Source organism: Oceanobacillus sp. FSL K6-0118 (assembly GCF_038006665.1).
Taxonomy (GTDB): Bacteria; Bacillota; Bacilli; order Bacillales; family Amphibacillaceae; genus Oceanobacillus; species Oceanobacillus caeni.
Genome location: NZ_JBBOVR010000001.1, coordinates 2,054,852 through 2,080,184 on the forward strand (window position 1 = coordinate 2,054,852; position 25,333 = coordinate 2,080,184).

The 25,333-nt window shown below is 36.2% G+C and carries 25 protein-coding genes and 1 riboswitch; of the genes, 17 read left to right on the top strand and 8 right to left on the bottom strand.

Annotated elements, in window-relative coordinates; all coding sequences use genetic code 11:
• The first annotated feature begins 47 nt into the window (after positions 1–47).
• The 9 genes from glcT to arsC all read left to right on the top strand — a co-directional run bounded on the left by glcT (position 48) and on the right by arsC (position 9,774).
• The gene (gene glcT, locus MHI02_RS10545; RefSeq protein ID WP_047186518.1) at positions 48–893 is read left to right on the top strand and encodes a glucose PTS transporter transcription antiterminator GlcT; all 846 of its coding nucleotides are present in this window, start codon (positions 48–50) and stop codon (positions 891–893) included.
• A gap of 177 nt (positions 894–1,070) precedes the next feature.
• Positions 1,071–3,128 (top strand): glucose-specific PTS transporter subunit IIBC, encoded by a 2,058-nt coding sequence (gene ptsG, locus MHI02_RS10550; protein ID WP_341165887.1) that lies wholly within the window; start codon positions 1,071–1,073, stop codon positions 3,126–3,128.
• A gap of 248 nt (positions 3,129–3,376) precedes the next feature.
• Positions 3,377–3,479, top strand: a riboswitch (SAM riboswitch).
• A 347-nt stretch (positions 3,480–3,826) separates the two neighbouring features.
• On the top strand, positions 3,827–3,973 hold the full coding sequence (locus tag MHI02_RS10555) for a YezD family protein (RefSeq protein ID WP_083452611.1): 147 nt from the start codon (positions 3,827–3,829) through the stop codon (positions 3,971–3,973).
• Positions 3,974–4,289: 316 nt separating this feature from the next.
• The gene (locus tag MHI02_RS10560; RefSeq protein WP_341165888.1) at positions 4,290–5,558 is read left to right on the top strand and encodes an efflux RND transporter periplasmic adaptor subunit; all 1,269 of its coding nucleotides are present in this window, start codon (positions 4,290–4,292) and stop codon (positions 5,556–5,558) included.
• Positions 5,533–6,219, top strand: a complete 687-nt coding sequence (locus MHI02_RS10565) for an ABC transporter ATP-binding protein (RefSeq protein WP_341166111.1) — start codon at positions 5,533–5,535, stop codon at positions 6,217–6,219. The genes MHI02_RS10560 and MHI02_RS10565 overlap by 26 nt, the downstream gene beginning before the upstream one ends.
• Positions 6,212–7,429: an ABC transporter permease gene (locus MHI02_RS10570; RefSeq protein ID WP_145543145.1), complete on the top strand. Its 1,218-nt coding sequence runs from the start codon at positions 6,212–6,214 to the stop codon at positions 7,427–7,429. Before MHI02_RS10565 ends, MHI02_RS10570 begins: the two co-directional genes overlap by 8 nt.
• 226 nt (positions 7,430–7,655) lie before the next feature.
• Positions 7,656–8,000 carry an ArsR/SmtB family transcription factor gene (locus MHI02_RS10575; protein ID WP_060668956.1) on the top strand — a complete coding sequence of 115 codons (345 nt, stop codon included), beginning with the start codon at positions 7,656–7,658 and terminating at the stop codon, positions 7,998–8,000.
• A gap of 16 nt (positions 8,001–8,016) precedes the next feature.
• Positions 8,017–9,315 (top strand): arsenic transporter, encoded by a 1,299-nt coding sequence (locus MHI02_RS10580; RefSeq protein ID WP_257457426.1) that lies wholly within the window; start codon positions 8,017–8,019, stop codon positions 9,313–9,315.
• 39 nt (positions 9,316–9,354) lie between these two features.
• A complete protein-coding gene (gene arsC, locus MHI02_RS10585; RefSeq protein WP_047186512.1) occupies positions 9,355–9,774 on the top strand; it encodes an arsenate reductase (thioredoxin) in 420 nt (139 codons plus the stop codon).
• A 227-nt stretch (positions 9,775–10,001) separates the two neighbouring features.
• On the opposite strand, the gene MHI02_RS10590 is transcribed toward arsC, so the two are convergent.
• Entirely contained in the window at positions 10,002–10,700 is a 699-nt protein-coding gene (locus MHI02_RS10590) for an RluA family pseudouridine synthase (RefSeq protein ID WP_047186511.1), read from the bottom strand.
• Positions 10,701–11,047: 347 nt separating this feature from the next.
• Here MHI02_RS10590 and MHI02_RS10595 point away from each other — a divergent pair, with 347 nt between their 5' ends.
• Positions 11,048–11,278 (top strand): FAD-binding protein, encoded by a 231-nt coding sequence (locus tag MHI02_RS10595; RefSeq protein ID WP_047186510.1) that lies wholly within the window; start codon positions 11,048–11,050, stop codon positions 11,276–11,278.
• Positions 11,279–11,473: 195 nt separating this feature from the next.
• On the opposite strand, the gene MHI02_RS10600 is transcribed toward MHI02_RS10595, so the two are convergent.
• Both MHI02_RS10600 and MHI02_RS10605 read right to left on the bottom strand, forming a co-directional pair.
• The gene (locus MHI02_RS10600; RefSeq protein ID WP_047186509.1) at positions 11,474–11,743 is read right to left on the bottom strand and encodes a hypothetical protein; all 270 of its coding nucleotides are present in this window, start codon (positions 11,741–11,743) and stop codon (positions 11,474–11,476) included.
• Between the two features lie 164 nt (positions 11,744–11,907).
• Positions 11,908–12,228, bottom strand: a complete 321-nt coding sequence (locus tag MHI02_RS10605; protein WP_047186508.1) for a hypothetical protein — start codon at positions 12,226–12,228, stop codon at positions 11,908–11,910.
• Between the two features lie 264 nt (positions 12,229–12,492).
• On the opposite strand from MHI02_RS10605, the gene MHI02_RS10610 reads away from it, so the two are divergent.
• Entirely contained in the window at positions 12,493–12,915 is a 423-nt protein-coding gene (locus tag MHI02_RS10610; RefSeq protein ID WP_047186507.1) for a hypothetical protein, read from the top strand.
• 77 nt (positions 12,916–12,992) lie between these two features.
• Here MHI02_RS10610 and MHI02_RS10615 read toward each other — a convergent pair whose 3' ends face one another.
• Positions 12,993–13,139, bottom strand: a complete 147-nt coding sequence (locus MHI02_RS10615) for a hypothetical protein (protein WP_157851601.1) — start codon at positions 13,137–13,139, stop codon at positions 12,993–12,995.
• A gap of 457 nt (positions 13,140–13,596) precedes the next feature.
• A complete protein-coding gene (locus tag MHI02_RS10620; RefSeq protein ID WP_084824126.1) occupies positions 13,597–14,244 on the bottom strand; it encodes an SDR family NAD(P)-dependent oxidoreductase in 648 nt (215 codons plus the stop codon).
• A gap of 471 nt (positions 14,245–14,715) precedes the next feature.
• Here MHI02_RS10620 and MHI02_RS10625 point away from each other — a divergent pair, with 471 nt between their 5' ends.
• From MHI02_RS10625 to MHI02_RS10645, 5 genes are all read left to right on the top strand, one after another.
• Positions 14,716–15,570 carry a hypothetical protein gene (locus tag MHI02_RS10625; RefSeq protein ID WP_047186505.1) on the top strand — a complete coding sequence of 285 codons (855 nt, stop codon included), beginning with the start codon at positions 14,716–14,718 and terminating at the stop codon, positions 15,568–15,570.
• A 440-nt stretch (positions 15,571–16,010) separates the two neighbouring features.
• On the top strand, positions 16,011–16,679 hold the full coding sequence (locus tag MHI02_RS10630) for a YdeI/OmpD-associated family protein (protein ID WP_060669135.1): 669 nt from the start codon (positions 16,011–16,013) through the stop codon (positions 16,677–16,679).
• Between the two features lie 211 nt (positions 16,680–16,890).
• Positions 16,891–17,397 carry a type 1 glutamine amidotransferase domain-containing protein gene (locus MHI02_RS10635; protein WP_047186502.1) on the top strand — a complete coding sequence of 169 codons (507 nt, stop codon included), beginning with the start codon at positions 16,891–16,893 and terminating at the stop codon, positions 17,395–17,397.
• 321 nt (positions 17,398–17,718) lie between these two features.
• The gene (locus tag MHI02_RS10640; RefSeq protein ID WP_047186501.1) at positions 17,719–18,357 is read left to right on the top strand and encodes a helix-turn-helix domain-containing protein; all 639 of its coding nucleotides are present in this window, start codon (positions 17,719–17,721) and stop codon (positions 18,355–18,357) included.
• A gap of 35 nt (positions 18,358–18,392) precedes the next feature.
• Positions 18,393–19,361 (top strand): LCP family protein, encoded by a 969-nt coding sequence (locus MHI02_RS10645; RefSeq protein ID WP_047186500.1) that lies wholly within the window; start codon positions 18,393–18,395, stop codon positions 19,359–19,361.
• A 162-nt stretch (positions 19,362–19,523) separates the two neighbouring features.
• On the opposite strand, the gene MHI02_RS10650 is transcribed toward MHI02_RS10645, so the two are convergent.
• Complete coding sequence (locus MHI02_RS10650) at positions 19,524–20,801, bottom strand: vWA domain-containing protein (RefSeq protein WP_257457436.1); 1,278 nt, start codon at positions 20,799–20,801, stop codon at positions 19,524–19,526.
• Positions 20,802–21,223: 422 nt separating this feature from the next.
• On the opposite strand from MHI02_RS10650, the gene MHI02_RS10655 reads away from it, so the two are divergent.
• Positions 21,224–22,678 carry a carboxylesterase/lipase family protein gene (locus MHI02_RS10655; RefSeq protein WP_341165889.1) on the top strand — a complete coding sequence of 485 codons (1,455 nt, stop codon included), beginning with the start codon at positions 21,224–21,226 and terminating at the stop codon, positions 22,676–22,678.
• A 154-nt stretch (positions 22,679–22,832) separates the two neighbouring features.
• Here MHI02_RS10655 and MHI02_RS10660 read toward each other — a convergent pair whose 3' ends face one another.
• Together MHI02_RS10660 and MHI02_RS10665 are read right to left on the bottom strand one after the other, a co-directional pair.
• Positions 22,833–24,356, bottom strand: coding sequence for an FGGY-family carbohydrate kinase (locus tag MHI02_RS10660; RefSeq protein ID WP_047186497.1), 1,524 nt, complete (start codon positions 24,354–24,356; stop codon positions 22,833–22,835).
• Positions 24,357–24,374: 18 nt separating this feature from the next.
• Positions 24,375–25,151 (bottom strand): SDR family oxidoreductase, encoded by a 777-nt coding sequence (locus tag MHI02_RS10665; RefSeq protein WP_047186496.1) that lies wholly within the window; start codon positions 25,149–25,151, stop codon positions 24,375–24,377.
• Between the last annotated feature and the right edge of the window lie 182 nt (positions 25,152–25,333).

Consider the following 25,333-nt stretch of genomic DNA (forward strand, 5'->3'; position numbering starts at 1 on the left):
TAAGTTTAATTATCATCAAGAGCATTGGCTAATAAAGGGAGAAGACAATTTTGAGATACATAGTTTCTAAGGCTTTGAATAATAATGTCATTATTGCTTTAAATGAAAATAAAGAAGAAGTCGTTTTAATTGGAAAAGGTATTGGATTTAATAAAAAGAAAGAGGATGTCATAAAAGAAGAAACGGTAGAAAAACTATTTGTGTTACGAAATAAAGTAGAGCAGGAGAACTATTTAAAGTTACTTCCTAATATGGATGAATCCATTCTTGAGGCTATTATCACTGCAACAGAAATGATTAAACGTAAATCTAACGTACTACTAAAAGAAAAGGTGCATGTTGCTTTGACCGATCATATTCTGTTTGCGCTTACCCGTCTTCATCGAGGAATGGAAATAAAAAATCCATTTCTAGCAGAAACGAAAGCCTTGTATCCTTTTGAATATGAAATAGCTGCAGAGGTGGTCGATTATATGAACCATACACTCGACATTCATCTGCCTGAGGGAGAAATCGGATTTATTGCTTTACATGTCCATAGTGCAATAACCGATAAATCATTATCAGAGCTTAGTACGTATTCTAATTTAATTTCGCAAATAGTGGAAACCATTGAGGAACAACTGGATATTAATATAGACCGCGAAAGTATTGATTTTTTCCGTCTAATTAGACATGTTCGCTATACGATTGAACGTGTGTTAAAAGGAGAAAAAATGGAAGAACCAACAAAATTAGCTAACCTATTGAAAAGCGAATATCCAGTGTGCTATAATCTTGCATGGAAGCTTATTAAAATCATACAGCAAACCTTAAAAAAACCTGTTTATGATGCGGAAGCGGTTTATTTAACCATGCATCTGCAGCGTTTACTTGTAAAAAAGAATTCATAATTTCATTACGTGTAACTGATTCGATCAGGCATGAGTAGAGATTAATGAGGAAAGAGAGATTGGGTAAAACTAACCCTATCGCTTATTTTCCCATACTCTATTCATGCCTTTTTTATTTGCAAAATAGTTTGGGTTGCTGTAGAGAAATAAGTTCAAACAAAAAGAGGAGGGTGTTTTATGTTTAAACAAGCTTTTGGTGTTTTACAGAAGATTGGAAAAGCACTAATGCTTCCAGTTGCTTTACTTCCAGCTGCGGGACTATTACTTGGTTTTGGTAATGCGGCGCAACAGGAAACCATGCTTGAATACTTGCCATTCTTACATGCAGATTGGATTCAACTTGTTGCAACTGTGATGGAAGATGCAGGTAATATTATTTTTAGTAACTTAGCTTTAATTTTTGCTGTCGGAGTAGCGATCGGCCTTGCTAGTGATGGGGCTGCTGCTCTTGCTGCTTTGGTTGGTTACTTAGTACTAAACCAGGTGATGGGATCCTGGCTTGGTGTGACACCAGAGATGATTGATGCCGATCCCAGCTTTGCAAGTGTATTAGGAATCCCGACATTGCAAACTGGTGTATTTGGCGGTATTATCGTTGGTTTGATCGCAGCATTTTCTTATAATCGATACCATAATATTGAGATGCCATCTTTCTTAGGATTCTTTGCCGGAAAGCGGTTTGTACCCATTGCAACGGCTGTCTTTTCATTTATTGCTGGTTTAATTCTATTATTCGTATGGCCACCTGTGCAAAATGCAATGAATAGCGCGTCCTATTGGTTAATCGAAGAAGGAACCTATTTTGGTGTATTTTTATTTGGTTTTATTAAACGACTACTTATTCCATTTGGTTTACATCATATTTTTCACGCGCCATTTTGGTATGAATTTGGTTCGTATGTAACTGCTGCAGGTGATACAGTTCGTGGAGATATGACGATATTTTTCGCGCAATTACGTGATAACGTTGACATTACAGCGGGTAATTTCATGGCTGGGGAATATCCCATTATGATGTTTGGTCTTCCTGCTGCCGCACTTGCGATGTACCATACGGCAAGACCTGAGCGGAAAAAGTTAGTTGCAGGATTACTTGCATCAGGTGCACTAACATCATTCCTAACTGGTATTACGGAACCACTTGAGTTTTCGTTTATGTTTGTATCACCATTATTATTCCTACTCCATGCTTTCTTAGATGGACTATCATTTATGATTATGACGTTCTTAAGCGTAAACATTGGATATACCTTCTCTGGAGGATTTATCGACTTTGCTTTATTCGGAATCTTACCAGGCAAAGAGCCTTGGTGGCTTGCTATTTTAGTTGGTATCGGATTTGCGGTCATTTATTACATCTTGTTTAGATTTTTCATCAAGAAATTTAATCTAATGACTCCTGGTCGTGAAGCAGTTGAAGATGAAAAAGCAGAATCAAAAGGTAATGCTGGAGATTTGGCTTTTGATGTTTTAGAGGCGATGGGTGGACAAGAAAATATTACTCACTTGGATGCATGTATCACAAGACTCCGTGTTTCTGTCCATGATATTCAATCGGTTGATAAAGATGGATTAAAAGATTTAGGGGCTGCTGGTGTCCTTGAAGTTGGCAATAATATTCAGGCTATCTTTGGTCCACGTTCAGAAATTATTAAAGGACAAATGCAAGATATTATGTCTGGGAAAAAACCTCGTCCGGCAAAAGAGGTAAATCAAGAGTCAGAATTAAAACAACAAATCGAGGAAGTGAATCCAGAAGCACTACAAAATGAAATAATCGATGAAGATATTATTGCTCCGATTAAAGGAGAGATTGTTCCGATCACAGAGGTTCCAGACCAAGTATTTGCTGGAAAAATGATGGGTGATGGATTTGCAATGAAGCCAGAGGAAGGATTGATTGTATCACCTGTTAATGGAACCATTCTTAATGCATTCCCTACCAAACATGCACTTGGGATTAAATCCGAGGGTGGGCGAGAAATTCTCATTCATGTCGGGCTTGATACCGTGAATCTTCATGGGGAAGGCTTTGAAATGTTAATAAAAGAGGGAGATGTGGTAAAAGCTGGACAACCTCTATTAAAAGCGGATCTACAATATATTGGTGATCATGCGAAATCAACAATTACACCAATCGTATTTACAAACCTTAAAGCCGGGGAAAAAGTGGTTATTGAGAAACAAAGAAATGTCGAACGAGAAGAAGAAAACATTATAAAAATTGAAGAATAAATTGGGATGAACAGGATCCCATTCCTATTAACAAAGACGGTTTCTATAGAGTGTATTCTGTAGAAACCGTCTTGTCTTATATTGGAAGAAAAAGGGATTTAAAAAATATATTCATTTAACAATTACCACTTTGTTACAGGCTCCAATTAACCTGAAGCCATAAAATAAGAAAATTAGTTTAAAAGGTGATTGACATTTCAAAAAATACTATGTAAACTAATAAATACAATTAAACCGCTAGGAATAGTAACTTATCTAGAGAGGTGGAGGGACTGGCCCAACGAAGCCTCGGCAACAGACTTAATAAGAACTGTGCCAATTCCAGCAAGTATTTAACTTGATAGATAAGAAGAGCAAAGTGAACCTTGTTGTTTCACCCTTTTTCTTCTTTAGAATTGGGTTTTTTCATGCTGATTGGGCTACCAAAGGCATGCAATGTTTAAGCTCTTCATTTAGGAAATCAAGTAATAGAAGAAAACAGAAGTTTAATGATTATGCTATTTATCCCACCTAAACGAGCAGCAAGACTCCCACCTTAAACTTCCAGGGAACAAAGAAGGTAGGTGGGAGATCATGCACGTAAAGGTCGGATAAGTGCAACTAACTATCAGTGGAGGATGAAGGAAAACCCCACTAATGGAAGTCTTTTTTATTTCTCATGACATTTCTTGAAAAAGGGGGAAAACAGTTTGGATAAGATTGATGATGTACAACTCAATCATATTTTAACTGCATTAAAAGAATTAGAATATGGATCAGTAGTTATTACAGTCCATGATGGAAAGATTACTCAAATAGACACAACCGAGAAAAAACGCTTTTCCTTAACGAAAAATCGTTCTTAAGGTACTTGATGTTGTGAAGGGGCTATGGGGCAGCTGGGAAGAGTATATATAGGCACTTAGTAAACATTGAATTTATCTATGTTTACTAAGTGTTTTTTCGTTGTAGTGTAAATCCCTCTTTTTTTACTATTTCTAAAAATTATTTTAGGAGATATGAGACACCGTGGCTCCGCGCTACCTTAGAATACCATGTAGATATTTGTAAAATTTTTAGTAAAGTTCAAAAAGTATATTGCCAAATTTTGGTTAGATACTATAATATTGTTATCAGTATTACGATTTTTTTACAAAAATATTACAAGATAGGGAGAAAGATATGTCGAAGAAAAAAATTTGGATTTGGGTGAGTATTGGTGTTGTAATACTTCTGCTTTCAGGGGGAACTGGTTTATTCTTGTTACAGCGTTCAGCAATTGCTGCTTTTGGTAATGAGGAGTTCGAACCGTATGGGGAAAAAGTAGAACTTCTAATGGAGATGAACGAAGATATGTCTTTATATACTGCTTTTTCCGGTAAGGTAGAGGCAGAAAAGATGGAAAAGGTATTCCCTGATCCGGAGAAAGGTACGGTTAAGGAAATTTTTGTTTCAGAGGGAGAAGAAGTAAAAGAGGGCACTAAACTATTTGAATATGAATTGACAGATGATTTAACGGTGGAAAAGGATCAAAAACAAGTAGAGTTAGAAATGGCATATGTGGAAATTAACCACTTGAAAAAACAAAAAGAACAGTTGGAAAAGAGTATCAAAGGAGCTTCTAGTAATGTAAAAACCTCGGAAGAAATTGGGGAAGAAGGGGTAGACGATAAAGCGTCATTGGAATCCGAACTAGAGCAAGTAAATTTTGATTTAAGAGTGAATAACCTACAAGCAGGGCAAATCCAAAACGAGCTTGATGCATTGAAGAAGAAAGTAGATTCCCCAATTGTTGTTAGTAAAGGTTCAGGGGTTGTCCAATCCATTAATCAGGATTTAATAGAAGGGGCTCCGTATGGACAAGAAGGTGGAAGCCCTGGTCCGCTAATCACGATAGTTAAGACGGGAGCTTACTTAATAAAAAGTGAAGTAAATGAACTATTACTCGACACAATTGCTGTTGACGATGAAGTTCGTATTACAACGAAAAATGGAACTGATGGTGAATGGATTGGTAGAATTGTAGAGATAGGGAAGCTTCCTGTAGGTAATGACGAAGAAAATGTGGACGAATATTATGAGGAAGGTAATCCCCAAACCTCTAAATATCCATTTACTGTATTATTAGAAGAACATGAAGGTCTTGAAATTGGTTTTCACGTTAATCTAGAACCGGTAGGAGCTGAAGGTGAATCAGCAGGTGATACCATTGTTATTCCGATTGATTATATTGTGCAGGACGAAGAAGAACCGTATGTATGGGCTGTCGATACGGAGACGAACGAAACGTATAAGCAAGTTGTAGAAATGAATGTAATGGATGATGGTTTTTTTGTTGAAGTTCCATCAGGATTAACACTAGAAGATTATATTGTATATCCGGATCCTTCCGTAAAAGAAGGAAAGAAGGTTGAGATCATTGACAATGATACGTTTGAAGAATTTGAGTAAATCTTACAATTTGGGTAAGGAAGAGATTCCGATTCTAAAGCGAATTAGTTTAGACGTTGAGGAAGGAGAGTTCCTTGCAATAATGGGACCATCTGGTTCAGGGAAATCAACGTTAATGAATATTTTAGGTTGTCTTGACCTTCCAAGTTCAGGAGATTATGAGTTAGAATCGATGAATATGTTAACTGGACATGCAAATAAGTTAGCAGAAATTCGTAATCAATTTATCGGTTTTGTTTTTCAATCATTCCATTTATTGCCACGCTTAACTGCTTTGCAAAATGTGGAACTACCATTAATTTATAGTGGGTTGAAGAAAAAGGAGCGAAAAGAAAGAGCAATGGATGCTCTAAAAAAGGTAGGATTGGAAGATAGAGCCTCATTCAGACCTCCGCAATTATCAGGTGGACAGAGACAGCGTGCTGCCATTGCACGGGCGATTGTGAATAAACCCAAATTTATATTAGCCGACGAACCAACAGGAGCGCTCGATACAAAAACCGGAGAGCAAATACTTTCCCTTTTTAAAAAATTAAATGGGGAAGGGGTAACCATCATTATGATCACACATGATGAGGAAGTGGCTAAAAAGGCGGATCGAATTATTTATATTCGCGATGGTGAGTTATTTAAAGAGAGGAGCGAAGACGTTCATGCTTGAAAACATTCGTATCTCCTTTCAATCGATATGGGGTCATAAACTCCGTTCGTCTTTAACCATGCTTGGTGTTATTATAGGAATTGCTGCAGTTATAGCGATTTTTGCTATTATTCAAGGAAGAAGTGAGGACTTAAAAAGTAACCTAATTGGAATGGGAAATAATACAATAAATGTTGTCTTTGAAGAAGAAGATATGTATGGTGAAGAAGGTATGTGGGGAGGAGAAATGTCTAATCGGAGTGCCCCTCCTATTAAACAAGAAGCAATTGAAGAAATTCTTACATATCCGAACGTTAACGGCATGTCTATCTATTATGAGGGATGGCAGGAGGCTTATCATTTAATAAATGTTACCCACCCAAGACTATTAGGTATTGATGAAAGGTATCTTGATCTTTTCCCAACTACTATGGTTGAGGGAAGGGAATTTACTGAATCAGATTTTGCTTCATACAATCAAGTTGCTCTAATCAATGAGGTGGCAATGAGTGAATTATTCCCTGAAGGTGATGCTCTTCATCAAACCATCGACATTGGTGGCATACCATTTAAAGTAGTGGGAATATTTTCCGATGCAATAGAGGATAGCGATTGGTACTATCCCGAGTCAACCATTTATTTGCCAACTACAATCTGGCCATTGTTAAATGGGTTTGATGCGCCGATGCAGGTTGCCGTACAGGCAAGTTCTTCAGAAACGATTCAAGAAGTCGGAACAATGGCAGCCGATCGCTTAAATATGGATTTACCTCCATATGAAACGGCGATTTATCAAGTTGCTGACTTTGAAAGAATGATGGAGGAAATATCACAATATGATCAAGCTTTTGCCTTTATCCTTGGTGGGATAGCAAGTATTTCATTACTGGTAGGTGGAATTGGTGTCATGAATATTATGCTTGTTTCCGTTACAGAACGAACAAGGGAAATCGGGATCAAGAAGGCATTGGGCGCAAAACGGTATGTTATTTTAGCTCAATTTCTAACGGAATCCGTTGTTTTAACAAGTATTGGTGGTATCATTGGTATTCTTTCTGGATTAGGAATTGCTAAAGCCATATCGATATTTGCGAATATGCCATACTTTGTTTCGGTACCAGCAATTATTGGTTCCTTTATTTTCTCCATGTTAATTGGTATTATTTTTGGAATTCTACCATCTATTAAAGCTTCGAAGTTACAGCCGGTTGAAGCATTGCGTTATGAATAGGATTAGCGAAGTTAGGTGAAAAAGGTTGATTTACACTACAACTTTCTGACAAAAAGATAACAGCCATAGAACCAGAAATTATGAGGGTTCAAGGCTGTTTTTTATTCATTTTAACTGCAAAACACAGGTGATGGTGATTTTTAGGGGAATTTTACGTTTTCTTATTGTTTATATAAGTATATAGTTATATACTTATTAAGTAATAAACTTAGAAGGGGAACTGAATATGCCACAAACAAGTATGGAGATCGAGAAAGCCACAATAATTCTGAAATTACTTGGTGATAAAACAAGATTAACCATGATGAAATTAATAGATGATGAAGCTTGTTGTGTATGTGAATTGGTGGAGATCTTTCAAACTAGTCAACCCTCCATTAGCCAACATTTACGTAAATTGAAAGACTTAGGATTGGTTAAGGAAGATAGAAGAGGACAATGGATCTTTTATTCGGTAGATAAATGCAATAAGTATTATCCATTTATTAAGCCAATTCTTGATCAAATTCCTAGTCAAGAATATAAATTAAAAGAGCTGGAAGAAAAAGGAACACGCATTTCTTGTTGTTAGAATTGGAGGTATTATTTTGTCAGTAACGCTTTTACTCGCAATATTAATCTTTGTTGCAACCATAGTCCTAGTAATATGGCAGCCAAAAGGTTTAAATATCGGCTGGTCGGCAATGGGTGGTGCTGTGATTGCTTTACTGGTAGGAGTAGTAGGATTTGGTGATGTAATCGAAGTAACGGGAATCGTTTGGAATGCCACTTTAGCATTTGTTGCTATTATTCTTATTTCTTTAATACTAGATGAGATTGGATTATTTGAGTGGGCAGCATTACATATGGCGCGAATTGCTAAGGGAAATGGGACAAAGATGTTTGTTTATATCAGTATCTTAGGTGCAATTGTAGCAGCCTTTTTCGCAAATGATGGTGCAGCATTAATTCTTACACCAATTGTACTCGCCATGGTAAGAAACTTAAACTTTAAAGAAAAGATGATCTTTCCATTTATTATGGCCAGTGGATTTATCGCGGATACGACTTCATTGCCGTTCATCGTTAGTAATCTAGTGAATATCGTATCGGCAGATTTCTTTGGAATAGGTTTTGTAGAATATGCATCGAGAATGATTATTCCTAACCTATTTTCACTTGTAGCAACGATTACCGTATTGTTCATTTATTTTAGAAAAAGTATCCCAAAATCGTATGATGTTTCTAAAATAAGTGAACCGAAAACTGCCATTAAAGATGATAAAATGTTTCAGATATCATGGTATGTTCTAGGATTACTACTTGTCGGTTATTTTATAAGTGAATTTATTACGCTTCCTGTTTCTATTGTTGCTGGGGTTATTGCTATATTCTTTATCCTTATGGCAAGAAATAGTAAAGCTGTAAATACGAAAGCAGTGATAAAAGGAGCACCATGGGATATCGTATTCTTTTCCATTGGAATGTATGTGGTCGTCTATGGATTAGGAAGTGCCGGGCTTACATCTGCTTTAGCAAGTATCATTCAAATCGTAGCGGATCAAGGTTTATTTGTAGCAACGGTTGTTATGGGATTTATCGCTGCTTTCCTATCATCCATCATGAATAATATGCCAACCGTTATGATTGATGCTTTAGCCATAGCGGAAACCAATACTTCTGGTGTATTAAGAGATGCCTTGGTTTATGCGAACGTGGTTGGATCGGATTTAGGTCCCAAAATTACACCAATAGGTTCGTTAGCTACATTAGTTTGGCTTCATGTATTATCCCAAAAAGGGGTTAAAATTTCATGGGGTACTTATTTTAAAACAGGAATCATTTTGACGATCCCAATATTATTTATCACACTAATCGGCCTATATTTAACGTTACTAATTTCTTAACAGAGATGATACTACGTCGTAATGAAAAGGAGAACCGATATGTTTAAAAGGTCAATTTACTTTTTATGTACAGGAAATTCATGCAGAAGCCAAATGGCAGAAGGATGGGCAAAAAAATATCTTGGTGATGAATGGGAAGTTAGAAGTGCGGGTATTGAAGCACATGGACTTAATCCCAAAGCGGTAAAGGCAATGAATGAGGTTGGAATTGATATTTCTAACCAACATTCAGAAATGATTGATACGGAGTTTTTAAATCATGCAACGCTAGCAGTTACATTGTGTGGAGATGCAAAGGACCGCTGTCCGATGACTCCTCCGCATGTGAAAAGGGAACATTGGGGTTTTGATGACCCTGCCAAAGCAGAAGGTACGGAAGAAGAAATATGGGCAGTATTTCGGCGCGTTCGTGATGAGATAGGTGAACGAATGATACGATTTGCGGAAACTGGGGAATAAACAATAATTAAGCCTGTAAGTCTAGAGGTATACAAAAATAATCAAAAGCACTCAAAAAGATTGTAAAACCAATCTTTTTGAGTGCTTTTATAATGATTACATTGACATTATTAGCATGTAGGCGGAAGCGATTTTGTATTAAGAATAGATTGTTTAAATGCTTTTTCATCCTTTAGTCTACGATGGCCCTTAACTAAAGTCAGTACCCTTGATATCCTTTCGCAACTTTATGCTTCTATTTTATTATACACATTCTTCCAAATCTCCCATGGATATTTTTCTGTTGGTGGAGGGGAAAGGACTTCTACCATTTCTTTCTTTACTGGATGTTCGAACCGTAATGAGTGTGCCCAGAGTGCAATTTGCTGTCCAGGTCGATTTACGTTTTGTCCATATTTTTGATCTCCGTATATCGGCGTTCCATTTGCAGAAAGCTGGACACGTATTTGATGTGGTCGCCCAGTGTGAAGTTGAACGGATAGAAGACTTAATTTTTTTATTTTGGCAATCGTTTTATAGTCGAGCTGCGCCTTCTTTGCGTTTTTATGATTGGCTGCTACCGTATACACTTTGTTTTCACGGTTGTTCTTCACAAGGTGGTGTTCCAGTAATGCCTGATCTTTTTGTGGCACGCCCCGTACAACAGCCAAATACGTTCTTTCCATTGCTTGCCTCCGGATTAAATCCGACATGCGTGAAGCAGCTTTTGATGTTTTCGCAAAAACCATCACACCACCAACAGGACGATCCAAACGATGAACAAGACCAAGATAAACGTTTCCCGGTTTTTGATATCGAATTTTTAAATCCTGCTTCAGCATAGAAAGAAAGTCAATATCCCCAGTACGATCTCCCTGAACAGGTATGTTTATTGGCTTCTCCACAAGTAATAGATGATTATCTTCATATAAAACTGAAATTCTCACACATACCAATACTCCCTTAACATGATGACTCGTAATCTATTTATTCCACCTAAACGGACAGTAAGACTCCCATCTCAAACAAAGAAGGTAGGTGGGAGATCAACTGCCCGTAAAGGTCCGATAAGTGCGACTAACCATTAGTGGTGGATGAAGGACCCCCCTCTGATGGAAGTCTTCTTTATTTTAACTACATAACATCTTAAACGATGATAAGCATATTGCATATAACTCTATTATGAAAGGAATCTATTGTCAAAGGTTCTGATTGTTTATATGAAAATATCGGAAATTAATTTATTGAGCAATTCTTTTGAAATCTGATAATTATTTCGTCCTTGGTGGTTGCTGTGAAGTGTATAGCGAATGTTCGTATTCGTGTGGATGAAAAAGGAAGAGTTCTAGACAAAAATGATTCTCCAATCCGCGGGCTGCTTGCGGCAGGAGAAATGATTGGTGGCATATTCTACCATAATTATCCAGGTGGATCCGGATTAATGTCAAGTGCGGTATTTGGTAGATTATCAGGACAATCTGCAGCAAATTATGTTCTTGAGACAACGGAGGTAGCTGGTAATTAAAAATGGAAAAAATAGAAGTCCCATAATCAACCTTTTATTTAGTTGATACAAAAGAAAGTAGCGATTGTCTAATGTTGAATATCACTGAATGATAAATCTAAAGCATTTCCCGTTAATTTGGGAAATGCTTTTAAATGCTTGTCTTGCATTTTCAGCGAGGATCTGTTGAATGAGGTAGTACAACATGAGGGGTTATCATCGTTGTCTGGAAAGTTCGCGAAGTTTTCTCTCGTGTTGGGCATTTTTACTCAACAAATAATCCGTGGTTTCTTGTGTTTCTGTCAATTCTACTCGAATTCCATCGACCTTTTTTTCAAGCCGATCAAAGCGGTTATTCATTTTGGATTCCAGGTCAAATATAGAGTTCTCTATTTTAGAATTCATTTCATCAAATCTTTTCTCAATTTGTTTGGAATGAACTTTTAATGCATGTAGAATTTCCTTTAGTACGGTTTCTTGTTCCATTTTTATACCTCCTGTTAAACATTATAGATAAGGGGGATTCATTAGATTTTCTCATTAATAGAATGGGATGATTTTAAACCTTTAACTAACATTATCAGCATATTACCATAGAGAAACCTTATGTGAAGATCTGTTGAACGAAGTAATGCAACATGAGGTGGTTATCATGGTTGTCTGGAAAGTTCGCGAAGTTTTCTCTCATGTTGAGCATTTTTACTCAACAAATAATCCGTGGTTTCTTGTGTTTCTGTCAATTCCACTCGAATTCCATCGACCTTTTTTTCCAGCCGGTCAAAGCGGTTATTCATCGTAGATTCCAAATTATCTATCCTGGATTCGAAGTTATCCATTCTAGATTCAAAGTTATCCATTCTAGTTTCAAAATTGTTCATCTTAGAATTCAATACATCAAATTTCTTCTCAATTTCTTCGGAATGAATTTTTAATGCGTGTAGAATTTCCTTTAACATAGTTTCTTGTTCCACTTTTTCACCTCCTACTAAACATTATAAATGAACTTGGACATCCTGTGAAGTAGTGAAAGAATTATGTATGTATTTGTTGATTATGTTTGTTTTTATAGTTTTTGTATAAGGTAAAAAAATATTCAAACCTAACCTTTAACCTTAAAGTAATCTCATTAGAATAAAAACATATAACTACACAAAAGCTAAAAATATAAAATCAAATGAAAATGGTCTCGAGAAGTACAAAAAATAGCTTGCTAAAATTAAAAAGGATGTCGTGATATGTTTAATTTACGTGGGGATGCACATAAAATTTACCTTCATTTAAGAAAAACGCCTCATCAGATTCGGGAGACAAAATATTTAAAAGAAATTGAAGAAATCCGTACGTTTTATCAATCCATAGAGACGGACGTATTAAAGTTAATACACTATCGTATGATCAAAGAAAAGAATGGCTCAGGAATGATTCCTATCTTTGTAACCGCCATACCATGGCTACTCTTTTTATTCTCCACACATTTAGAAAATTTTCTTTTTCAAGATGGTAGTATGCTTTGGTTATTCTTCAGCTTAATTTATTTACTATTTTTAGTAATAACTGTGATTTTACACTTTCGTGAGAATGCTTGGGCTGCCTTTCATATTGAGATTATTCAAGACATTATAAAAGATAGAAATGAAGCAGGTGTTACGGGTGGGTGATAGCAAGATTATGTAGGATGGTTTCGGTGATTATGTCCTGCTAGATCCAAAAGCATGAGACTTACTTAAAAATTGTCTCATGAAGCGGATTCATTCAACTCAATGATACATCCGCCTTTTGTATTCTTCCCCGTAAATTTTAATGTATAATAACGTCGTTCTGCTTCAAATGAAAAGCTTCCCGATTGGCTATCATAAAATTCCTTATGAAAATAATGATTCATTTTGATATCCTTCCATTCTAGGATGAGAGATCCGGCTTCAACGGTAACATCATATGATACAGTAACTTTACTTCCTTTTTTCACCCAGAAACGATAGTAATGATAACCATTATATTTCTTATAAGATGCACGAAAACGATTTTTCGTTTTTTTGTTATATAGGATAGATATGTTTGTCTTCTTATTGATAGTATTCCTTTTTTATAAAGGACAAATAAAATGGTTAATATAATGACGCTTGGTATGAATTCCAGTGTAATCACCTCCTAGGGATAATGGTTGCTTTATTATGATAACAACATTACTGGCTTTAAGTAAATATGGTATATTATGGTCAATTCAAATAAAAAGCTATCATAGACAGAACTGAGATAGGTTCTATCTATGATAGCTTTATTAATGAGTTGAAACGCAATAGAAAGCTCCAGACAATAGCGTGGATGTCCTATTGTCTTATTTATAAAATATTTGTAGCTCCACCGTCGATGACGAATTCTGCTCCTGTTGAGAAGGATGAGTCGTCTGATGCAAGGAATAGCACTAATTTTGCTACTTCCTTAGGATCTCCCATTCTACCTAACGGGTAAGTGGCATCCAATTCTTTTTTGGATAATTTTGTGGCTTCTGACGCGTAATCAGCCATAGCGGTAGTGATATAACCAGGATGAATCGAGTTAATACGGATTCCTTTACCTGCATATTCTGCTGCTGCGTCTTTTGTCATTACACGTACGGCACCTTTGCTTGCTCCGTAAAGTAGGTGACCAGCAGATCCTCTAAGACCAGCGATTGAGGATGCGTTGATAACAGAGCCAGTATTATTTTTTTCCATTACCGGAAGTACATGTTTTAATCCTAGGAATACACTTGTGACATTAATCCCCATTAATTTATTCCATGTATCTAATTCAATTTCCGGAATTGGTTTGATAATATAAATACCAGCATTATTAAATAAGACGTCAATTTTATCGAACGTTTTGGTCGTTTCAGAAACAACATTTTTCCAATCTTCTTCTTTACTAACATCGTGTTTCACGAATAGTGCATCTTTATTAATCTCTTTTATCTCCTGTAATACTTTATTACCTTCATCTTCGCTAATATCTACCTCCTGTTTAAATCTTGGTGTTAAAGAAACTACTTAAATTATCTTCCTAATTTCAAATAGGCGTCAAGAAATATGAACCTTTAGAATGTAACCCGTAACCAAAACTGAAATTTATATTTCTTGAGTTGACGATTTTATTATTTGTCTGACTTATAGAAACATACGTATTTATCAGTAATAAAAACTTTGAAATAAAAACCACTTGAATTCCCCTTATGCTTTGTGGTTAATGAAATAAAACTTTTTATTTTACACCATCATAAAACGTATTGTCAATAAAGAGTTTGTGGTATTTTCGAAAAAATGTTATAATAAATCTTAACATCGATTTTTCCTTTTTAAACGGAAGAAAAGAAAAATTTAATAATAATTGGCTGAGCTTTAAAAGTAAGTTAGTTGATTGGAATTATCAACTTAATTTCTTATATGGAACCGAGTTTTTATACTGCGAGGGAGGATTAAATAATGAATTTAATCAATAAGAAAGTTACACACGAGCATTTTGGCATGGGTAGTATAGTTAAACAAAGTGATTCTTTTATTGAAATACATTTCGGAACGGAAAATAAAAAGTTTATTTTTCCCGATGTATTTGGAAAACACCTAAAACTCCATGATAAAAGCGCTGCTCATTCAATTGAAAAAGTTATACAGAAAAAGGAAATAGAACGGAAACAGGAAGAATGGAAGAAGGAAGAAGAAAAAAAACGAAGGCGTGAAGAACAGGAACTTCGCTTGGAACATGAAAGACTTATGAAAAATCATAAACTTCATCCTCAATCACAGATGGTTTATTGGTGTGACACGGAAGAACAGAATAGTTCCCTATCTGAGTGGAAGGTTTTTTCAGGCGAAATAAAAAGTGGTGTTAACAAAGGGAAACCAAACAAACCTAATCGTATGCACCAAAATAGTGCTTGCCTTTTAACAGCAAGGGATTCTAGCATGCCCGAAAAAGACAGACGTATCTTAGGTGTCTATATGGTAAATGAAGATTTTATCGGTAAGCTTTGTGAAGATGGATATATTCCCGCTCATTCAGAATACAGACTAAAGCTTTCAGAACAGGAATCAGATCAGATGCTCTTTTGGAAATATTATGTAAATGAGAAATTCCCCCACAAAATGACATGGAATACAGGTAAATACCGTTATTTTGATAATTTATGGATGGCTCAAATTTTGCTTGATATGGTTTCTTTGAAAAGTGACCCAAAGGAACAAGAGCTGGCACAACGCTTTTTTGAACATTTTTGTAAAATGAATCAAATAAGAGGCCAAGAATTACCAAAGCCTAATGGCGCATTAATGCGTATTTAGAGGTTAACCAAAGAGTAAATGAAGGGGGGGATATGTCACCCATGTATAGGGGACTGACATCTTTCCCCCTTCACTAATATGATTCGCAAATAATACTTTGGTTTGACTAGTTACAAAAAGGGAATGACGGTGTATTTCGAATGGTTGTGCGATCAGTCCCATTACATTTATCCGTCTTTTCCTTTTCATCATTTTTTCTTTAATGGCTACCTGCATATCCGTTCTCCATGATAAGCTAATTTCCTCGCCTAAAGTTATAAAATCCCAATTCTCGTAAAATGTTTTTGATTGATGAATGATGTCTTTTACACTTAGGCCCCTAGTTCCATTAACTACAAATACCATCTTGCAAATTAGATTAAGACATTTCCAGTTTATGCTATAATCTAGTAAGAAGATTCCTGTGTGCGAATGATCCATGGATAGTAAAGGAGAACATGATGACAATTATTGATAAATTAAAATTAACTAAGTATAAAAATATGGCCGTTCTTAATCAACCAAGTGACTATGACTTATTTAATGGGTACAAGACATCATTATCGAAAGAGCATGATGCTATTTTTGTTTTTGTTGAAACTTTAGATGAGATGGTAAATTATACAGAACGCATTATCAATGAGGGACAATTGCTTGAAAAAGGATACCTATTTTTTGCCTATCCAAAAAAAGGGAACAAACGGTACGATACATTTGTCCATCGAGATGATATTTTTCCAGCGATGAAAGTAACGGAAGATGGATATGTTGAAAACAGCGATATGAAATTTTCACGAATGGTCAGTATGGATGATGTATTTACGGTTGTTGGATTAAAACGGGAAAAAAAGAAAGTGAAAAAGTCCCTTGCTCCCAGTCAGTGCGTAGCAGATTATGAGGATAATGTAAAAGATATCAAAAAGCTATTAGCAGATCATCCAAATGAATTAAAATTTTATCAGGAACTTACACCAGGTTATCAAAGAGATTGGGCACGTTATATCTTTTCAGCAAAACAACAGAAAACACGTGAAAAACGACAAGCACAAATGGTCGATATTCTTTCCCTTGGATATAAATCTATTGATTTATATCGCCAAAAAAGAAATAGGTATTCAATTGGTGACTAGCAAATGAAACGCACTTCCAGCAAGGATATGGTATAGATGCAGATGGAAATATAGTTTTAGATATTCACAAACTAGTTGTGAACACAAAATAGTAGATTCTAATGAAACATTTTAAAGGATGTATTATTCCAAGAGAATCACTTTCATTGAAATACCCCTATGAATTCATTTAAAATGAAATTGAATCATTTTATATAGGAGTGGATACAAGATGGCTAATATATGCTTTTTACTTGCTGATGACTATGAAGACTCAGAGATGAAGAGCCCTTATGATGCAATGAATGAAGCGGGTCACAAAACCGTTATTGTAGGACTTGAAAAAGGAGCGGAACTTAAAGGGAAGAAAGGAACTGTATCTTATACTTCTGACCTTTCCATAAGTGAAGCGAAGGCTGACGATTACGATGCGGTTATTATTCCTGGTGGATCAGCTCCTGAAGCACTACGAGTTAATGACGAAGTAGTAGAATTCGTAAAACAAGCAAATGAACAAGGTAAAGTGATTGCCGGTATTTGTCATGGTCCACAAGTCATGATTAGTGCAGATATTCTTAAAGGAGTAAATGCAACTTCATATCTTGGAATCCGTGATGATCTGAAAAACGCTGGATCTGACTTTTTAGACCAAGAGGTAGTGGTGGACGGAAATATTATTACTTCTCGTACACCTCAGGACGAGCCAGCATTTATTAGAGAAATATTGAATAAATTATAAGATGGTTTTATTTTGGGGATCCCTTCTAGTTTTGGAAGGGGTCCTTTTTAAGTTGGGAACAATGCCTGGAAGAAGGAATGGATTTTCTACTGTTTGAAGCGGGACGCAAGGCTTCTAAACATTAAGTTAAATCAGCATTAAAAATCCCCATCATGTTGTTACAACAACATGATGGGGATTTTTGTTTGTCTTTTGGAAAATGCAATTTCCGGATTTTCGTAACTTTGGGAGATCCCGAGTTGTATTTTTTGGTGGTGTTGACAAAATGTCAACACCATTGTAAATTGATAGTAGATAAGATAGTTAGAAAGGGAAAAGAATATGGTAGAGAAAAGCAATGAACTGGGTCTGCTACTAAAGGAATTGCTTAAGAAGCGATCTTTATCTATGAGAAAATTGAGCCAATTGACGGGGATTGATACTGCGGTTATTTCGAAAATTATCAATGGAAAACGAAAAGCTACCTTGGATCATTTGCAGCGGTTTGCGGACAAGCTTGACATTTCCATCTTAAGATTATATGAAGCTGCTGGATATCCTGTCTATCAAAACCATTCAGATCTTAAGGAATCCATTGTACATATACAAGCAATTTTGGAAAACACTAATTTAGTAGATAAAGAGTTTCGTCTAAATGACGTAAAAGAAGAATTAGAAAAATACCAACAATTATCGTTAAAAAAGGAGGGGGATGAAACCATCCTTGGACAATTTGAAAAGAAAATGGAAAAAGTGGGGAGCATCGGACCATTTATTCACTCATTAAAGATGATGTACAAGCAATTTTGCCGAAAAATGGGGACGAAGACGGAGCTTACTCTAATAGGCGGAGCGCTTCTCTACTTTATTGTTAACGTAGACTGTATCCCAGATTATCTGTTTCCGATTGGGTTTATAGATGATGCCATTGTTATCAATTGGGTCATGAATGGTTTATCGATGAAAAATGGAGGAATATGAAAAAACTACAGCACAAAAAAGGATTGGAATAAATCATGAGAAGTAAAAAACATAATAAACGAAAAAGCAGGATTTTTAAGATAGCAGTTGCATTGTTAGCAATGATAGTAGTAGCGGTAGGGTATTTTGTTTACCAGTATAACGAAGGGGTGAGCATGGCAGATCCGATGGAAGTTCAGAAACAGGATTATGAGTTCAACGGGCAGAAAAATCTTGACAAGGTTAATGTTCTATTGCTTGGAGTTGATGCCCGCCCCGATGAAGGTAAATCTCGCACGGATTCTATAATGGTAGCGCAATACGACCCAAAGGAAGGAACGGCAAAACTCATCTCTATTATGCGGGATATTTACTCAGAGATTCCCGGTTATAAGAATTATAAAATCAATACCGCGTTTTATCTCGGTGGACCAGAATTGCTACGTGAAACCTTGAAAAACAACTTTGACTTAGATGTGGAATATTATGCGATTATCGATTTTACGGGATTTGAAAAAATGGTCGATGTTCTTGCGCCTGATGGTATTGAGATTGATGTAGAGAAAAATATGTCTGCTAATATAGGTGTTTCCCTAGATTCTGGCTTACAAAAGTTAAATGGAAAGGAATTATTAGGATATGCCCGTTTCCGTAAAGACGCAGAAGCTGATTTTGGTCGGGTGAGACGTCAACAACAGATTATAAATGCCATGAGCAACGAACTTCTAAGCACTAATGGTGCATTAAAGCTACCAAAGCTAATTGGTACTGTTCAACCATATGTTCAAACGAATTTTCAAAGCGCTGATCTATTTAATCTTGTAAAAGACATTGCACTAGAGCCACCTCAGACCGTAGAAACATTAACCATACCCGTGGAAAACTCTTATACAAATGTAAGATATGAAGGGGTAGGAATGGCATTGGATATTGACTTTGAAGAAAATAAAGAGGTAATTAGATCCTTTTTAGAAGGGGATTCAACAGGCATAGTATCAGGAGAAGATGCCGTTAGTGAAGGATAAAAAATAGAAAGATATGATTCCTGAATTTTTGATAGGAATCATATCTTTCTTTAGTTACAATAAAAGTAGGTGGCTATAATGATACAAAACAAGGTTGGGTAATCTTAAATCCTTAAACCTTGATAAAGTTAGAAGGACCTGCTCTTTGTTTTTTTAAAAAATTTATTCCCCCAGAGAATCTAAGAAACGCTTTGATATATCTCCGTTCGCATCTAGAAATTCATTTGCATTTGCACTATTTAGATCTAGGAATAAATTGGAATAGTCTACATTAACATCAAGAAAGTAATTAGCAACTTCTGCATTATAATCTAAAAAAACATTAGGACCAATGATCCCCTTACTTTGTAAATATTCTACAGCTTTAGCTAAATTTGTATGTTCACGATTTATTAGTATGCCTTGCTCATTATACCAATTATTTAATTGTTCATTAATTGTATTATATAATTTTTCAATGGTTTCATTTGAGTCTTTATGCCATTCGGACCAAATCTCTGACATGTCGACCGTTTGTTCAAATTCTGATACTAGATCTGCTTGGCTTGTTGCATTAATATAACGTCCTTGTGAAGCATCTGCCATTTCCTTTAATTGAGTAAGACCTTCATTATCTACTTGGTAACCGATAATATTGACCACAGGTTCTATATTTGAATCCGCAAGAGATTTAATTGCTGCAATAGGATCACCTTCACATGTTTCTACCCCATCACTTACTACATAAATAACATTTGTATTCTCTTTGCCATCATATTTTTGGAACCTTTCAGTAACCAATTCGATTGCCTTTGCCATTGGAGTCCACCCAGCTGGTTCAAATTGATTCAAAGCTTCTGTAAATTCACCATTATTGTAAGTGGAAAGAGGATAGACTTCTTCCACAGTGGAACATGATTTCTTCTTATCGGCGTCACTACCAGTTCCTTCATGTCCATATACATAAAGAGAAATATTCGCTTTCTCGGGGAGGTCTTGGACGAATTGTTGAATTGCTTCCTTTGCCAAATCCATTCTAGTCCGATCATTTTCATAGTTTCCCATACTTCCACTAGAATCTAATAAAAGAGCGATATTATAATTTTCTTTAAGCTGGAATTCTTTATTTCCTGCAGTTGGATTGTCAAATTTCATAGAATCCCATTGATCAATAGGAACATTCACTGGCTTTAGATCTTCTTTAAATAATGTCCAAAGATACCGTTTCCACTGTTCCAATTCTTCCTTCGAACTATCCGAAGTTAATTTTGGAAATGAATCTAAAACTTCGATAATCTCATCCTGATCTGTAAATTCAACCCCAGCAAATTGACCTATTATTGGATATTCTATGGACTCTTCAAAAGAAGTAGGAATTGCTGGGGCATTTTTAATTTCTAAGTTTTCCTCTTCAGCCGTTTCTTTAGAGTCCCTAGAATTATTTTCATCTACTGTTTCCACTTGATTTTCGCTTTCATCCTTTGCCGCGTCCGTATATTCTGTTTTCTGATTTGCATCTGACTTCGGTACTTTGTCAGTAGAACAAGCCGAAAGGAATAATAGAAATAGGATAGCTAGATATATGATACTATTAAACTTTTTTCATCGGTTCCTCCTTAGTATTCATTTACTAGATTACGTTCCATACCTCATGTTAATTTATTATTATCATATGGTAAATAGGACGGATTACTTAAGGATAAGTTTTTTTGGGTAAATAGTATTATAGTTGGCGAAGGGGGATTTTATCATCCAAGAAGTATCATATTAGTAGTGAGTTTTTAAATAAATTAAGTAGTGGGAGCATTCATTTTAGGGATAGAATATTCAAGCAAGTGGTACAATAGAATAGATAAAATAGACAAAAGTTAGGGGGAAGGGAAATGTCATCATTGATTGTAAATACGACGTATGGTCAAGTTAAAGGGGAAAAGGATGGAAATATTTATGTGTGGAAGGGAATACCTTATGCACAACCACCTATAGGGTCATTACGTTTTCAACCACCTGTAGTGCCAGATTCGTGGGATGGAGTTCGAGATGCTACCCAGTTTGGCCCGGTTGCACCTCAGCCAGAAAGTGAAATAATGGAAACCTTAGGGAATGACTCTGTTAATTCTAGTGAAGATTGTCTGAATCTTAATATTTGGTCTCCTAGTATAAATAAAGATAAGCTCCGTCCTGTTATGGTTTGGATTCATGGGGGAGCTTATATGAATGGTTCCGGTTCTAGTGGGTTGTACAATGGAACTTCTTTTGCAAGTTTGGGGGATGTCGTTGTTGTTACAATCAATTATCGATTAGGGATTTTAGGCTTTCTACATTTGGGTGAATTGGCTGGTGAGGAGTATGCAACCTCAGGAAATTGTGGGATCCTAGACCAGGTTGCTGCATTGCAGTGGGTTCAAGACAATATTGCAAGTTTTGGAGGAGACCCTAACCGAGTTACTATTTTTGGAGAGTCAGCTGGAGCGATGAGTGTTGGCGTATTATTGGCCATGCCATCAGCAAAAGGGCTTTTTAATCAAGCTATTTTACAAAGTGGTGCTGCGAGTAATACTATTCCATCATCTCAGGCCACAAAGGTAGCGGAGAGAATTTTAACCTCCCTTGGCATTGAAGATAATGAAGTTTTCAAATTGAGGGATATCCCAGTTGAAAAGCTTATAGAAGTATCAAGCACGCTTCCAATGATGAAGCTTGTGCCAGTTGTTGACGGAGTATCATTACCAAATAACCCGGAAGAAGCTTTGAAAGATGGATTTGCGAAGGACATCCCTATAATTATTGGGGTAAATAAAGATGAGTATCGTCTATTTACCTACTTTGATCCTAGATGGAAAAATGCCGAGCAAAGAGAAGTAGAGCAAATTTTTGAAAGCACATTCGGAACTGCCATGCCAGCTATTCAAAGCCAGCTTTCGGAAAATGATACTTTGGATCAGGATTTGTACGATAAGTTAATGACAGCGCAAATTTTCACGAATCCAGCCCTAAAACTTGCGGAATATCAGGTAAGGCAGGGTGCACCTACTTATATGTATCGTTTCGACTGGGAAAGTCCTGTCGCAGGTGGTGCATTAAAGGCATGTCACGCACTAGAAATTCCATTTGTATGGAACAACCTTAACGAACCTCAGACCAACCAGTTAACAGGTAATTCTCCAGAACAGAAGGGGATTGCAAAACAAATGCATCAAGCGTGGATTGCGTTCGCTCATTCAGGCAACCCGAATCACGAGGGAATTCCGGACTGGCCAGAATATAATCTAACCAAACGAGAAACTATGTTGTTTAATGAAGAAAGTAAGGTAGAGAGCAATCCTTTTGGCGTGTAATTGGGGGGTTAAATCGGTGTTGAAAAAAATATATTGATTATTTTATGCCCTTTTTGTCTCTCGACAGAAAGGGCGTTTTTTTCTGAAAATGCTATTTAAAATCAAGTACAATTATAGAGGAGAATTTGGTATTTTTTTGTACAACTTTATATTCTTAAGAAAGTACCGTCAATTGTTTCATATCCTGTTTTAAATTGTTATAAACAGATTTGTAAACTTTATAATACTCATTGTATGTTTGGTGATTCTGTTTATTTGGTATAATTTTTTCATCCAAAACTTGCCATTGCTTCACATCTTCATAAGATAGTAGACCCGTTCCAATGCCAGCAAGCATGACATCACCCATGTTTGCTTCTACATCATTTACGGGACAGACAACTGGGTAGCCAGTCACATCTGCAAAGATTTGTCTCCATAGTTTGGACTTTGTCACACCACCGGCGAGTAATATATATTCGCCAAGATCTTCTCCGGTAGCTTCCATTGCATCTCTTAAAGAAAATGCAACTGCTTCCAAAAATGCACGGTAAATATGTGCCTTTGTATGCGCCAATGATAGGCCTACGATGGTTCCTTTTGCATCTGAATTCCAAATAGGACTTCTTTCCCCCATAAAGTAGGGGAGTACGATTAGCCCCTCACTGCCAGCTGGAATGTCTGCTGCCTGTTCATTCAGAATGTCATACGCTTTTTTCCCGCCAGCCTTCTCCAACTCCATTTCATATTGACACATGATTTGACGGAACCATTTTACAATTGCTCCGGCTGTGTTTGCACCAGCGAAGTAATAAGACAATCTTTTGGCATCATATAAGTATGGCCAAGCAATCAAATCTTTTCCTTTCACTGGTTTATCAGAAATTAATGCTGCGCACATAGAGGTTCCAATAGCTGCAGCATAAATACCGGATTCAAATACACCAAGTCCGATATTAGCGGCACCAGAGTCAATACCACTCGCTATCACTGGCATTCCTTCAGAAACCCCTAATTCTTCCGCAATTTCTTTTGTAATTCCACCAACAATATCGGTTGATTCCACAATTCTTTCTGGCATCATCGAAAGAGGGATTCCCATTGCGTCCATCATTTCTTTAGACCAGGATCTGTTATTCATATCAAAAATGCCGCCAATATTTCCTGCAGAAGAATAATCAATAACAATTTCACCAGTAAGTTTATAAATTACATAGTCATTTGGTGGTAGAAAGAGTTTTGTTTTCTCCCAGTTTTCCGGTTCATTCTTTTTCATCCATAACATTTTCGTGTAGCCATAATAAGGATCGGCCCCATTATGTGTGATTTCTCGTAGTTTTTCTTCACCGATATTATCTAAGACCCATTGTGTTTCTTCATCAGCTCTCCGGTCCATCCAAATCATACACGGTCTAACCGGTTTCATTTCTTTGTCCAATGGAATCCCAGAACCACCATATAGACCACTAATAGCAATGCCGCGAATTTTCTCTGCCGGTATTCCTGATTTTTTAACCGTGTTTTTAATAGATTTTTTAGTTGCATCTAGCCAGACATCTGGCCACTGCTCAGCCCATAGATGTTTTGGGGTTAATACATCATATTCTTGTAAATCTTGAGCAATTAGATTTCCCGCTGTATCCATTAAGATTGTTTTAGTACCAGATGTTCCAATATCTGTTCCGAGTAAGTAGTTCATCATAATCCTCCTATTCTATTAAATACAAGTAAACGCTCCATCTACTATAAAGTCTGAGCCAGTAGTAAAGCTACTCGTATCTCCTGCAAGATAAACGCATATAGATTGGAGTTCTTCCGGTTTGCCCATTCGGCCAAGCGGTGCCATTTGATTCCATTGTTTAATCAAAGGTTGTAAATCCGGAGAATTTAATGTAAGTTCTGTTCCGATATATCCTGGACTAATTGAATTTACACGTACATTTCTATCTGCCCATTCCACCGCAAGAGACTTAGTTAATTGTATTACTCCTGCTTTAGAAGCGTTGTAGGAACATTGTGGTTGTGGAACGTTTACAATATGTCCTGACATAGAGGCTGTATTAATAATGGAACCCCCACCTTGTTTTAGCATGACTTTTCCAGCTGCTTGTGCAGTTAAAAATACACCTGAAAGATTAATATCTATTACTTTCTTCCATTGTTCAAACGTCATTTCTTCCGCTGGAACATTCATACAAATTCCCGCATTACAGAAAGCAACATCTAAACGACCAAATTTATCTAATATTATGTCAATCATCGCATTTACATCATCTGGATTTGTTACATCTGCTCTGATAGCGATCGACTTAATTCCGTGATTTTTTTCTAGTTCTATAGCAGTCTTTTTTGCTTCATCTATATCTAGGTCGATGATGGCTATATCTGCTCCTGCTTCGGCAAATGCAGTTGCAACACTTTTACCAATGCCTCTAGCGCCACCTGTTACAAAAATTTTCTTTCCATCTAGCCGCATTTTCTCAATAATCCCCATCTTTATGTTCCTTTCCCTTTTGTTAATTATTTTTGTAAAATGGTTTTATAAAATTCATTTATATAATAAGGTTTTTTTCTAGGATAGTCAATAAGTTAAATCCCATGAATTCTGAAGAAATTGTTTTTGCATAGTCTAATATGATATATTTTAAACGGAATTAAATTAACGTATTTTATAAA